The 13,215-nt window shown below is 67.5% G+C and carries 11 protein-coding genes and 1 tRNA gene; 6 read left to right on the top strand and 6 right to left on the bottom strand.

Going from position 1 to position 13,215, the window contains the following annotated elements; translation table 11 throughout:
- Window positions 1-19 precede the first annotated feature (19 nt).
- The 5 genes from AC4FS1_RS14135 (at window position 20) to AC4FS1_RS14115 (ending at window position 5,962) form a co-directional block, all read left to right on the top strand.
- Window positions 20-1,555, top strand: coding sequence for a Re/Si-specific NAD(P)(+) transhydrogenase subunit alpha (locus AC4FS1_RS14135; protein WP_491156168.1), 1,536 nt, complete (start codon window positions 20-22; stop codon window positions 1,553-1,555).
- A complete protein-coding gene (gene pntB / locus AC4FS1_RS14130) occupies window positions 1,552-2,952 on the top strand; it encodes a Re/Si-specific NAD(P)(+) transhydrogenase subunit beta (protein ID WP_491156167.1) in 1,401 nt (466 codons plus the stop codon). The genes AC4FS1_RS14135 and pntB overlap by 4 nt, the downstream gene beginning before the upstream one ends.
- 49 nt (window positions 2,953-3,001) lie before the next feature.
- A complete protein-coding gene (locus AC4FS1_RS14125; RefSeq protein WP_491156165.1) occupies window positions 3,002-3,685 on the top strand; it encodes an IclR family transcriptional regulator in 684 nt (227 codons plus the stop codon).
- A gap of 154 nt (window positions 3,686-3,839) precedes the next feature.
- Entirely contained in the window at window positions 3,840-5,462 is a 1,623-nt protein-coding gene (locus tag AC4FS1_RS14120) for an FAD-dependent oxidoreductase (RefSeq protein WP_491156163.1), read from the top strand.
- Entirely contained in the window at window positions 5,459-5,962 is a 504-nt protein-coding gene (locus AC4FS1_RS14115; protein ID WP_491156161.1) for a nuclear transport factor 2 family protein, read from the top strand. Before AC4FS1_RS14120 ends, AC4FS1_RS14115 begins: the two co-directional genes overlap by 4 nt.
- A gap of 3 nt (window positions 5,963-5,965) precedes the next feature.
- Here the strand turns inward: AC4FS1_RS14115 and AC4FS1_RS14110 are convergent, their stop codons facing one another.
- Entirely contained in the window at window positions 5,966-7,480 is a 1,515-nt protein-coding gene (locus AC4FS1_RS14110) for a TRAP transporter large permease (protein WP_491156159.1), read from the bottom strand.
- On the bottom strand, window positions 7,477-8,142 hold the full coding sequence (locus tag AC4FS1_RS14105) for a TRAP transporter small permease subunit (RefSeq protein ID WP_491156157.1): 666 nt from the start codon (window positions 8,140-8,142) through the stop codon (window positions 7,477-7,479). Before AC4FS1_RS14105 ends, AC4FS1_RS14110 begins: the two co-directional genes overlap by 4 nt.
- Before the next feature lie 139 nt (window positions 8,143-8,281).
- On the opposite strand from AC4FS1_RS14105, the gene AC4FS1_RS14100 reads away from it, so the two are divergent.
- A complete protein-coding gene (locus tag AC4FS1_RS14100) occupies window positions 8,282-8,707 on the top strand; it encodes a nuclear transport factor 2 family protein (RefSeq protein ID WP_491156155.1) in 426 nt (141 codons plus the stop codon).
- A 100-nt stretch (window positions 8,708-8,807) separates the two neighbouring features.
- Here AC4FS1_RS14100 and AC4FS1_RS14095 read toward each other — a convergent pair whose 3' ends face one another.
- The 4 genes from AC4FS1_RS14095 to AC4FS1_RS14080 form a co-directional block, all read right to left on the bottom strand.
- Window positions 8,808-10,049, bottom strand: coding sequence for a type 2 periplasmic-binding domain-containing protein (locus AC4FS1_RS14095; protein WP_491156153.1), 1,242 nt, complete (start codon window positions 10,047-10,049; stop codon window positions 8,808-8,810).
- A gap of 154 nt (window positions 10,050-10,203) precedes the next feature.
- Entirely contained in the window at window positions 10,204-11,112 is a 909-nt protein-coding gene (locus tag AC4FS1_RS14090) for an LLM class F420-dependent oxidoreductase (RefSeq protein WP_491156151.1), read from the bottom strand.
- A complete protein-coding gene (locus AC4FS1_RS14085) occupies window positions 11,112-12,761 on the bottom strand; it encodes an FAD-dependent oxidoreductase (protein ID WP_491156149.1) in 1,650 nt (549 codons plus the stop codon). The genes AC4FS1_RS14090 and AC4FS1_RS14085 overlap by 1 nt, the downstream gene beginning before the upstream one ends.
- Window positions 12,762-13,092: 331 nt before the next feature.
- Window positions 13,093-13,181: transfer RNA gene (locus AC4FS1_RS14080), tRNA-Ser, on the bottom strand.
- Window positions 13,182-13,215 lie beyond the last annotated feature (34 nt).

The raw sequence follows: 13,215 nt of genomic DNA, 5'->3' as shown, positions 1-13,215 counted from the left end.
AGAAGGCGAGACACGACCAGTGGCACGAATCGGCATCGTCGCAGAGGGCGACGGCGAGACGAGGGTGTCGGCGACGCCGGCGACGGTGACGACTCTGCTCGCCCTCGGATACATCGTCGCGGTCGAGACCGGCGCCGGTGTCGCATCCTCGTTCCCGGACTCCGCGTACGAGGCGTCAGGTGCTCAGATCACCGATCGACGGTCGGCGTGGGGCAGCGACATCGTGCTGAAGATCGCCGCGCCGTCACCGGCCGAGGTCGCGCTGCTCGCCGACGGCGCGACGATCATCGCGCTGCTGAGCCCCGCCCTCCGCCCCGACATCCGGGAATCGCTCGAGACACGAGGCATCACCGCACTCGCCCTCGATGCCGTGCCCCGCATCTCGCGGGCGCAGTCGATGGACGTGCTGAGCTCGATGTCGAACATCGCCGGCTACCGCGCCGTCATCGAAGCGGCGCACGAGTTCGGTCGGTTCTTCACCGGCCAGGTCACCGCCGCCGGCAAGGTGCCACCGGCGCGCGTTCTCGTCGCCGGCGCCGGCGTCGCCGGTCTCGCCGCGATCGGCGCCGCCTCGAGCCTCGGGGCGATCGTCGTGGCGACCGACCCCAGGCCCGAGGTCGCCGACCAGGTGAAGTCGATCGGCGGCACGTACCTCCCGGTCGTCGTCGACGAGGAGATGGCATCGACCGACGGCTATGCGAAAGCGACCAGTGAGGCGTACGACCGCGCTGCGGCCGACCTCTACTCGACCAACGCGCGCGACGTGGACATCATCATCACGACCGCGCTCATCCCGGGGCGGCCTGCCCCCAGGCTCATCACGGCCGCCGACGTCGCGGCCATGAAGCCCGGCAGTGTCATCGTCGACATGGCGGCGGCCCAGGGCGGCAACGTCGAAGGATCGAAGAACGGCGAGCGGACGGTCACCGAGAACGGCGTCGTCATCCTCGGCTATTCCGATCTCGCCGCCCGTCTCCCCGCCCAGGCCTCGCAGCTGTACGGACGGAACCTCGTCAACCTGCTGACCCTGCTCACCCCCGGCAAGGACGGCCGCCTCGTCCTGGACTTCGACGACGTGGTGCAGCGCTCGATCACCGTCGTCCGCGACGGGGAGTCGACCTGGCCTCCTCCCCAGGTCACGGTGTCCGCGGCACCGATCGCGGCGACCGCACCGCCGGCCCCCAATTCCCCGGCTCGCCGATCGTCGCCGATACGACGCGCCGCGCTCATCGTGCTCGGCATCGCCGCACTCTTCGCCGTCGCGGCGATCGCCCCCGCGCCGCTCCCTGAGCATCTGACGGTGCTCGTGCTCTCGACGGTCGTCGGCTTCTACGTCATCGGCAAGGTCCACCACGCGCTGCACACCCCACTCATGAGCATCACGAACGCGATCTCGGGCATCATCGTGATCGGCGCCATGCTGCAGCTGACCATCCCCGATCTGCCGGTGCAGATCCTGGCTTCGATCGCCGTCCTGCTGGCGTCGATCAACGTCGTCGGCGGATTCGCCGTCACGAGGCGGATGCTCGCCATGTTCCGGAAGGCCGACCGATGACCGCCGCCGCCATCTCGACCGCCGCCTACCTTGTCGCCGCGGTGCTGTTCATTCTGAGCCTGCGAGGACTCAGCACCCACGAGACCGCTCGATCTGGCGTCGTCTTCGGGATCACCGGAATGCTCCTCGCGGTGGGCGCCACCGTCTGGGTCACCGTCGAGAACGCGTGGGGCGATCCGCAGGCGACGGTCGGGCTCGTGCTCCTCATCGTCGCGGTCGTGGTCGGCGGCTCGATCGGTCTGTGGCGTGCGCGGGTCGTCGAGATGACCGGGATGCCCGAACTCATCGCACTCCTGCACTCGTTCGTCGGACTCGCCGCGGTGCTGGTCGGGTGGAGTGGCGCCCTCCATCACAGCGGTCTCGACGGCGCCCTCCGCGACATCCACAACGCCGAGATCTTCATCGGCGTCTTCATCGGCGCCGTGACCTTCACGGGCTCGATCGTCGCCCACCTCAAGCTGTCGGCGCGGATCTCGTCCCGACCGCTCATGCTGCCCGGCAAGAACCTGCTCAATGTCGGCGCCCTGGTCGCGTTCGTCGGGCTGACCGTCTGGTTCGTCGTCTCACCGGCGCTCTGGTTGCTCGTGGTCGTCACGATCCTCGCGCTCGCCCTCGGATGGCACCTCGTCGCCTCCATCGGCGGCGGCGACATGCCCGTCGTCGTGTCGATGCTCAACAGCTACTCGGGGTGGGCCGCCGCGGCCGCCGGCTTCCTGCTCTCGAACAACCTGCTCATCGTGACCGGTGCCCTCGTCGGTTCCTCCGGTGCCTACCTCTCGTACATCATGTGCAAGGCGATGAACCGATCGTTCTTCTCGGTCATCGCCGGCGGATTCGGCATCGAGGCCCCCGTCGTCGGCGACGACGCGGTGGGTGAGCACCGTGAGATCTCAGTGGCGGATGCGGCGGAGCTGCTCATGGACGCCGAGACCGTGGTCATCACCCCCGGCTACGGTATGGCCGTCGCCCAGGCCCAGTATCCGGTCGCCGAGCTGGCCAACCGGCTCCGCGAACGCGGCATCGACGTGCGGTTCGGGATCCATCCGGTGGCCGGGCGGCTACCGGGGCATATGAACGTACTGCTCGCGGAGGCGCGGGTGCCGTACGACATCGTGCTCGAGATGGACGAGGTCAACGACGATCTCGGATCGACCTCGGTCGTCCTCGTGATCGGAGCGAACGACACCGTCAATCCAGCGGCCGCCGAGGATCCGAGCAGCCCGATCGCCGGGATGCCGGTGCTTCGCGTGTGGGAAGCAGGCCACGTGATCGTGTTCAAACGATCGATGGCGTCAGGCTATGCGGGGGTGTCGAACCCGTTGTTCTTCCGCGAGAACACCTCGATGCTGTTCGGCGATGCGAAAGAGCGCGTCGAAGACATCCTGCGGCTGGTCTGACGTCGAGGCTATGCTGAGAAATGTGCAGAATGCGAACAGCAATGGAGCCGTGAAGCCCCGTGATGGCAACCAGACTCTCGCGAGGGGGTTGCACGTCATGCTGGCGATCGCCGACTCGCGCGAGGGACTCACGGTGCAGCGGGTGAGCGAGTTGCTCGGGGTCCACCGGTCGATCTCGTACCGCCTCCTGCAGACGCTCGTCGACTTCGACCTCGCCACCAGGACCCGCGATGGCCTCTATGCGCCAGGGGCTCGGCTCGCGACGCTGTCGGAGTCGTACCTGCCGACGCTGCGCGACATCACCCGGCCCGTCATGCGCACCCTCGCCGATCGGCTCCAATCCACCGTCTCGCTCTTCGTCGAACAGAGCGACGAGGCCGTCGCGATCGCGATGGTGGAACCGACGACGGCCTCGCACCACATCGCGTTCCGTCCAGGGATGCGCACGCCGCTCACTCTCGGCGCTGCCGGGTACGCGCTCCTCGCGGCCAAACCACCGCGCGACGGGGAACCCGAGGCGGTCGCGGTCGCGCGCACCCGCGGGTACGCATCGAGCCATGCCGAAATCGAAGAGGGCCAGTTCGCGGTCGCCGCGTGGATCCCGACCGATGGGGTCACGTCGGCCTGCCTGAACCTCATCACCTACCGCTCCGACATCGCCGAGACGGCCGGTCCGATCATGCGCCAGGCCGCCGACGACGTCGGCGCCCTCCTGCGCGGCGAGTCCTCCTAGACGACGAGGCCGGGCGGTGGAGCATCCGTGCTTCCCGCCTTGATTGCGCGTGCCGTGCCGGATAGGCTTGGTGCAATTAGGGATCAATCGTGCTCTCTATGCGCACGTTCGCCGAACGCCGCGTCGAGCACGATCGCCGGCGCAAAGGTGTGACATGCAGGAATCGTTCGATGTGATCGTCCTCGGTTCGGGCGCAGCCGGCCTCACGGCAGCCCTGGCAGCCTCGGTCGAGGGCGCCAAGGTCATCGTGCTCGAAAAGGCCTCCCTCATCGGTGGGACCACCGCGCTCTCCGGGGCCGGCATCTGGATCCCGGGCAATCATCAGGCCGAGGAACTCGGCATCGACGACTCGGTCGAGCGCGGTCTCGAGTATCTGATGAGCCTGTCGAACGACCTCATCGATCCCGAGCTGGCCGAGGTGCTCGTCAGCGGCGGGCCCGATCTCATCGACTTCCTCGAGCGCGAGACGCGACTCCGCTTCACCGTGGTCGAGGGCTTCCCCGATTATCACACCGAGAACCCGGGCGCCCTGGCCGGTGGCGGTCGCACGCTCGAGCCCGGTCTCTTCTCGTTCGAGCGCATCCCGGAGTGGGTCGATCGGATCAGCGGCGATGCGCGCCGCGTCGTGCTCGTCGAGATGCCGCTCGGCGGTGGAACCGGCGTGATCGCCCCCGAGGTGCTCGCCCAGCGAGAGGCTGCCCTGCAGGAGGGACTCGGTCGAGCCCTCGTCGGGGGTCTCCTCGAGGCCGTGCTCGAGCGCGGCGTCGAGGTGCGCACCGACGTCAGGGGCCTCCGGCTGATCATGGACGACGGCGTCCGAGGCGTGGAGGTGTCGACACCTTCGGGCGACATCGCCGTCACCGCCAAGGCGGTCGTCATCGCGACCGGCGGCTTCGAGTACGACGCCGAGCTCTCCCGGTCATTCCTCCGAGGTCCCCTCACGAGGCGCGTCGGGGCACCGACGAACACGGGTGACGGCCTCAGGATGTCGATGCGGGTCGGTGCCGACCTCGGCAACATGCGCGAGGCATGGTGGTCGCCGGTGATCGCCCTCCCCGGCGAGCGTCGCGACGGCGGCGAGCACGGCCTCCTGGTGGCCAGAGAGCGGGCGATGCCCGGCTCCATCATCGTCAACTCGGCGGGGCGCCGCTTCGCGAACGAGGCGGCGAACTACAACGCGTTCGGCGGCGCCTTCCATCATCTCGACGAATCGCGCCTCACCTACCCGAACCTGCCCGCCTTCATCATCTTCTCCCAATCGGTGGTCGATCGATTCGGCGTCTTCGGCGGCGGCGCCGGCGGCGGCGTTCCCGACTGGGTCACGAGCGCCGACACGCTCGACGAGCTCGCAGCACTCATCGGCGTGGACGCCGCGGGCCTCACCGAATCGGTGGCGAGGTTCAATGCGAACGCGATCGACGGGATCGATCCCGACTTCTCGCGGGGCGTCAGCGCGTACGACCGCTTCCCCGGCGGCCGCATCCTCGACCCCGATTCGGTGTTCTCGACGCTCGGCCCTCTCGAAGCCGGCCCCTTCTACGCGACCGAGCTCTTCAGCTCGGCACTCGGCACGAAGGGCGGACCGAAGACCGATGGGTCTGGTCGTGTCCTGCATGTCGACGGGCCAGTAATCCCCGGCCTCTACGCCGCCGGCAACGCGGCGGCGAGCGCGTCGGGCATGGTCTACGGCGGCGCCGGCGCCACGCTAGCGGTCGCCGGCATCTGGGGTCGCAACGCCGGCCGCGCGGCCGCCACCGACGAGCTCGGGATCTCGTGATCGCCGGCGAGTCCGCCGATCTCGATCGGCTCATCGCAATCCAGGAGGTCCTGCAGCTCAAGGCTCGTCGGGATCGGGCGCTCGACCAGAAGGATTGGTCGACCTATGCTGCCCTGCATGCCCCCGACCACGAGTCGGCGAACGACGGGTTTGAGTCGTGGATCGGCCCTGAGGCGCTGGTCGAGCGGGCGAGCGCGGTGCTCGAGGGCGTCGCGACGGTGCATCACTCGCACACGCCCGACATCACGATCGAATCGCCGGATTCGGCCTCGGCCATCTGGTACCTGGAAGACCAGCTCTACTGGTCGCAGGGCGACGCCGAGCACTGGGCACGTGGGTTCGGGTTCTATCACGAACGCTGCGAGCGCCGCGACGGCGTCTGGCTCTTCACCTACCGTCGCCTCGAGCGCACGCTGCTCATCTCGTCGCCAGGCGCCGAGCATCCCGCCATCAGCGGAGCGAAGGCCGCCGGAGCGCATCGCGTGGCCCCGGTCGCCTGAGCGTCACCCGCTGACGGACAGGTCGGGCAACCAGGTCACGATCTCCGGGAACACCGTCAGCAGCACGATGAGCACGACCGCGGCCGTGATGAACGGCACCACGCCCTTGTACACGTCGGTGAGTCGGATGTTGACGCCGGGCATGCCCTTCGTGCCCTGCCGCGCGATGGAGTGGACGACGAAGTTGAGCACCCCGAGCGGCGGTGCGATGAGGTCGATCTCGGCGATGATGATGAAGAAGATGCCGAACCAGATGAGATCGACGTCGAGCGCCGTGAGTGGTCCGAGCAGCACCGGGAACGTGAGCAGCATCATCGGCAGGGACTCGAGGAAGATGCCGAGGATCAGGTAGAGCGGGATCAGCATGAGCAGGAACCCCGTGCGGTCGAGCCCCATCGTGATGATGAAGTCGGCGAAGCTCTGCGCGAGTCCGCTGAGGGCCATGACCTTCGTCAGCACGAGCACACCGACGAGGAGCAGGAAGATCGACGAGACGGCGGCGATCGTCTCGCGCAGGGTGCCGCTGAAGAAGACGCCGAGGGATCGGACGACCCTCGGTTTCGGCTGGACTCCTGTGCGACGGGCGTTCAGCGTGGTCGTGATGACGGCGACCACACCGACCACGACGGTGATGGCCGCACCGATCGCGCCCGCTTCGGTGGCGGTGAAGAGTCCGAGGTAGATGCCGCCGAGCACGACGAGCGCGATAAGGAGGATCGGGAGCAGGAACGGGAGGACGCCGAACCGCTGTCGCCAGGTGTAGGTCGTGGCGTTCTTCGATCGCACCTTCGCGATGAGGCTCCACACGACGATGACGATGGTGAACAGGATGGCGAGGATGAATCCGGGGACGATGCCCGCGAGGAGCTGCTGGCCGACCGAGGTCTCGGCGACGCCGGCGTAGATGACCAGGAGGATGCTCGGCGGGATCACCATGCCGAGCGAGCCCGTGGCTGCTACCGACGCCAGCGCGAGCGACGGCGGATACTTCTCGCGGATCATCTCGGGGATCGCGACGCGGCCGATCGCGTAGGCGATGCCGATCGAGCTGCCGCTCGTCGAAGCGAGTCCGGCACCGGCGAAGTTCGTCGAGACGGCGAGTCCGCCGGGCAACCAACCGAGCCAGCGGCGGGCCACCTCGAAGGCCTTGATCATCAGGCCGCTCTTGCCGAGCGCGACCCCCATGAGCACGAACATCGGGATCACGCTGTACGACCACGAGGCGAAGGTGTTGAAGAGGGAGTCCTGTAGCGTACCGGTCACCGCTCGAGGGCCGACGAGGACGAAGATGCCGAGGATGCCGGGGAGCGCCATCGAGATGCCGATCGGAACCTTGATGAGCATGAGTCCGAGCATCAGACCGAGGGTGAGCAGTCCGATCGTGAGCTTGTCGAGCTCGACGGCGAGCAGGAGCACGACGAAGAGCACGCTGATCGATCCGGTGATGATGAGGCCGATCGACCATCGGCGCGCACGGACGAGCTGCTTGCGATCCGGCTCGGTGGCGACGGTGGTCATCGGATGCCCCCGCTGCTCTGCGCCGCGTCGAGCGCTTCGTCGAGGTTCGTGACCGGCGGCTGCGAGCCGAGGTTCACGAGTTCGTTGTCGTCTTCGGGGTCGAACTCGGGAACGGTGATCGCGCGCACCAACTGGGCGGCGGCCTGGAGCACGAGACCGAGGACGCCGATCACGAGCACCCATCGGAACGCCCAGATCGGCAGCCACGGGGTCGACGCCGGCGCTTCGGCGATCCCCGTCGCCGTCATCGCCCGCTCCATGCTGAACCACGCGAGTGCGGCGGCCGTGGCGAGGGTGACGGCCATGCCGATGATCTCGATGATGCGCTGAGTGCGCGGGGATGCTTCACCGGTGAGCAGGGTGACCCTGATGTGCTGGCCGACGAGGAGGGCGTACCCGAGACCCAGGCTGATGACGACCGGCATCCACGCGAACTGCGTGAGATCGACGGTGCCGGGCAACGGACGGGCGACTGCCCTCGCTATGACATCGGCGACGATGTTCACCATCATGCCGAGGCAGGCGATGCCCGCGAGGATGGCGAGCGCGGTCGTGGACCGGTCGATCCAGCGGAGCCACCCGAAGCGTTGCTCCCAGCGCTCGCGCTGCAGCACTGCAGACAGCTCATCGGCCATGGCGCCGTACCTCCATCGGTAACTCACGGACTGACCAAGTATCGCATACTGATGTTCGTTATACACACATCGGGTCGCGTGCCCTGCATGGATCCACTGCAACGACTGCTCGACATCGAAGATATCCGGCGTCTCAAGCACCAGTACATGCGCAGCATCGACACGCGTGACTACGTCGTGCTACGCGAAATGCCTCGCGGATGATGTGACGACGGCCTACGCCGACGGCACACTGCAGCTCCTGGGGGCCGACGCGGTCGTCGAGGAACTCCGCACCTGGTCGAGGCGTCACAGCACGCATGTCGTCGCCCAGCCCGAGATCGAGATCCTCGATGAGACGTCGGCGCGTGCGCGGTGGCGACTCGACGAGCTCGTGGTCTACGAGGACGACACCGTCATCCGCGCGGCGTCGATGTGCCTCGACGAGTACGTGAAGCGCTCTGGCCGCTGGGTCATCAGCCACACCGGGTATCTGCGGATCTTCCAGGTGCGCGGTCAGGTGCCCGCCGCGTTCACCGTGGTGGACCCGCTGTCGGTCGACATCATCTCGCCGGCGAATCCGGCCTGGCGGCCGTGGGCTCCGAAGCACTGACGTCCGGCGGAACGACCGCGTGCCGCGGGCTGCTGGCTTCAGCCCCACCACGGGCCGAGCCTGCAGCCCGCGGCACGCGAGTCTGGAGTGCGATCAGACGTCAGTTCGGCAGCGTCGTCAGCACCGATTCTTCACGGAATCGCTCCCAGAAGGGCTCGATGTCGATGTCAGCGGCACCGACGTAGAAGTCGAACACCGCCTCGGTGTCGGCGCCGTCGATGAGCGGGTATCCCAGCTCGACGAGCACGTCACCCCAGTACGCCTTGCGCTCGACGAACCGCTCGATGATCGCTTCCGGGTCGGTGACTCCGGCGGGCGCAGTGGCTGCGAGCTCCGCGAGGGTGTCTTCCTGATACTCAGTGAGCATCGGCAGGAGTTCGCTCACGTCGTTGATCCGCACGGTCTCGTCTTCGAGGAACGTGCCGAAGGCGCTGGTGTCCGCGAGCTCGATGGTCGAGAAGTCGAGCACGGTCGCCTTGGCGGCCTCTTCATAGATGATGTTTTGCAGCTCGGGCGACAGTGACTCCCAGAACTCGAGGTTCGCGGTGTAGCCGCCGAGTGGGGAGATGACGGGCAGTGGGAGGAACTCCGGCGAGACCTCTTCGAACCCGTACGACGCGTAGGCGCCGGGGTTGACGAGCTGGCAATCGATCACACCGCGCTGCAGACCCTCGTAGATCTCGTTGAACGGCAGGGTGACAGGCACGCCGCCGAGTGCCTCAGTGGCGCCGGACTGGTACACGCCGGATGCGCGGGTATTGCGGCCGGCGAACGCATCGGCGGTCTCGCCCGGCTCGACGCAGTACGGCGCAAATGGCACCGTGCTGGTCCAGTAGAGCGGCTTGAGGTTGTGGCCCGCGAACTCCGTGAGGAGGGGCTTGTAGTCCTGCACCATTTCCTGGATTGCTGCGGACCCGCCGACGAAGTCGTGGAGCGGTGAGCCGGTCTGGTCGAGACCGAGGCCGAGCAGCCAGGATGCGACGGGAAGCTCGGCGGGGAAGATGCCGCCGAAGATGAGGGCGATGTCGGCGGTGCCATCACGGACCCCGGAGAGCTGCTCGGGAGCGCCGAGGAGGGCACCGGCCCAGTAGTTCTCGAATGTCACGGCGCCGTTGGTACGCTCGGTGACGCCCTCCTGGAAAGCGAGGCTCATCCGCCCGAACGTCGACGTCTCGGTCAGGTAGTCGGCATAGGTGATGACGAGTGGTTCGAACTCGGTCGCCGTCTCCTCGACCTCGGGCGCCTCGCTGGTCGGGGTGCACCCGACCAGCACAGTCGCCATGACCGCAGTACTGGCGACGAGCGCGGCGAGCGCACGGCGGCGGGGATGAATGGTTCTCATGTGACGCTACCTCCATTGGTATCTCACGGTGCACGGTCTCTAACGCTTCTCAAGCATTCGGGGAGATCGCCACGAATCGGTCGCGGCTGCTGTGCCGCTGAATCCCAATTATTGCACACCCGCGTGCATTATGCACACATGCTCGTGAGGCTGATCAGCGACCCGCGAGCGCCTCGCAGACTCGATCCCGGATCTCTGCGAGAAAATCCAGGTGGTCCCGCAGCGACGTCAGCCCATATCGCGCCGTCGTCACGGTCGCGTCGGTACCTCCCGCATCACGAATTCGCAGCACGGCCGCCACCACATCACCGATGCTCCGACTGCCCACTTCCTCGGGCAGGAGACTGAACGCCGACCGGAATCCCTCGACAGGACGGCCCGCTTCGCCCAGGAGGTCCTGGACTCGCTGCCATGCGGTCAGCGCTTCGTCGCCCAATCCATACCCGAAGATGAACCCATCACCGAGGCGCGCACCGCGCGAATACGCCGCCTCGGACGATCCTCCGATCCAGATGGGGATGGGCTCGTGCGGCGGAGGGACGACCGCGGCCTCGAGAATGGTGTCGAATCGACCGCTGAAGGATTGCGGTTCGCCCGTCCAGAGCCGGCGCAGATACGGGATCTGCTCGTCGAGCCGACGCCCTCTGGTTCGGAAGTCCTGCCCGAGCGCCTCGTACTCGACCGGGTTGTATCCGACGCCGACGCCGAGCCGGAGTCGACCACCGGACAGCAGTGCGACGTCGGCGGCCTGACGGGCGACCAGGGCCGATTGCCGCTGCGGGAGCACGAGCACGGCGGTGATGAGCTCGATCCGCTCGGTCAGGGCTGCAAGGTGCGCGAACGCGACGAGTGGGTCGTGGAACGGGTCTCGCTCGGTATACGCGCGGGGCGGCAGCGGCGGGTCGCGGTCAATTCCGTGCACCGCGTTCACCGGGTGGTCGAACATTACGAGATGGTCGAAGCCGAGCCGCTCGACCTCACCGCCGAAGGCCCTGAACGCATCCGGGTCGCCCCCGAGCTCGCTCTGGGGGTAGGCGATCCCCACGCTGATCGATGGGTCCATCAGACTTCCCTGCTCTCAAGTGGCCGAAGATCGCTCGTCACGTGCTGCGCGGCGAGCCACGCGAAGGTCATCCCCGGGCCGAGCGTGCCGCCTGGACCCCCGTAGCCGGAACCGGTCGGCGACGAGACGTTCCCGGCGGCGTACAGGCCGGGTATCGGCTGACCGTCGAGATCGATGACCCTCGCATCGGCGTCGACCTTCGGGCCGCCCTTGGTGCCGAGCACGCCGGGCCGGAGCTCCATGGCGTAGAAGGGTGCGTCGGTGATCGGGCCGAGCGTCGACGCCGGAGTCCCCTTGTTCCATGGGTCACCCCACCACCGATCGTGGGCGCTTTCGCCACGGCGGAAATCGGGATCCACGCCGTCGGCGACGGCGCGGTTCCAACGCTCCACCGTCGACTCGAGTTCGTCGGCATCGATCCCGAGCCGTTCGGCGAGCGCGCGCAGGCTCGGCGCCGACGTGAGCCAAGGTGGCGCGGACGTGCCGTCGAACGGCGTCCCTCGGGATCCATAGCGCTCGAGGTACGTCTGGTCATGGATGACCCACGCCGGGATGTTCGCCGGCCCGAACGCCGTGACGTCCTCCTGGTGGAACGCACTTCCGAGTGCGTTGTAGTTCGCCGCTTCGTTCACGAACCGGCGTCCTCGACGGTTCACCATGATGCTTCGCGGTCGCGTGCGATCGCCGTTGATCATGTCAAGATTCATCGGGTTCACGCCGTCGGGCAGCATCGCGATCGGCGTCCACCACGCCTCCCGCATGTTCTGCAGGTCGGCGCCAACTCGCATCGACATCCGCAACCCGTCACCGGTGTTCGTCGGGATCGACGCCGGTCGATGGACCCCGCCCCGAAGATAGGTCCTGCGGTACGACTCGTTCCACTCGAAGCCACCGGTGGCGAGGATGACCCCGAGCCGCGCGCGCACCTCGCGCCGCCCCTCCGCATCCTCAATCTGCACTCCGACGACCCGATCTCCGTCTCGCACGAGCTCGAGGCCGCGCGTCGACGTCTCGACCGAGACGCCGGCGCCGAGGGCCGCCCGCAGGAGGAAACCGACGAGGCTGCCGCCCTGGCCGCGTTCATCGGAATCGGCTCGACGCTGCAGCTCGTCAGCGGTCGGCGGCTTCGGCACGCCGGAGCCGATCCCGGTCTCATCCATGCGGAAGTACGGCGAGTAGTACGGCGTGACCTCGACCCGGTCACGCCATTCGCCGAGTTCGCGGAACGGGAACAAGGGAGTACCCAGGGTGCGTCCGCCGCCAGGCCGGCCCCCGGGATGCTCGGGGTGGTAGTCGGGGAGCCCCGGGACCGAGTAGAACTCGATGCCGCCACGAGACTCGAGGTCGTCGATCATCGCGGCGCCGTTCTCGACGAAGGCGCGGACGAGCGGTTCCTCGGCAAGGCCCCGCCCGACGCCGAGCAGGTACTCGACGCCCGCGGCGATGCTGTCATCGAGACCGTGCTCGCGCATTTTCGAGTTTGCCGGGATCCAGACGTGACCGCCGGACCACGCGCTCGTGCCACCGACCCGGTCATGCTTCTCGAACAACGCGACAGTCGCACCGTCTGCCGCTGCGACGAATGCCGCGGTCAACCCGGCAGCCCCGCTGCCAAGCACGATGACATCGACTTCCATGGGTAAGGTCACTGGCCACCTCCGCCTCGTTGCGGGTCGCGCGTTCAGTCGAGCGCCTACTAGCCCACGATATGGGACGAATAGTGATTCGTACAACTCTATAAATGCACTATGACGAGAGGGGCGACATCGTCGTTGCATCCACCCACCCGTCTCGTGCCCCGATGGTGCAAGCCCTCGCACGCGGCAAGCAGCCCTACGAACTGCTCCTCGGCTCCGGCACCGAGCATCTGCGACCGCCGTCCCACAGGACGGGTCACCTGGGGCCTACACGGCCCATCTCACGGTGTCGACTGGTAACACCGTCAAAACCAAAATCCCCCGGCTTGCCGGGGGATTTCTGCGGAGACGGAGGGATTCGAACCCTCGGTCCCCGTAAGGGGACTCCACCTTAGCAGGGTGGTGCACTAGGCCTGACTATGCGACGTCTCCAGGCATCCGACGCCGAAACGGCGGACGCACGCAC

It is taken from the genome of Microbacterium sp. Z12_35, from assembly GCF_058310475.1.
The sequence above is the reverse complement of the archived record's forward strand: the minus strand, read 5'-3'. Positions and strand labels throughout refer to the sequence as shown.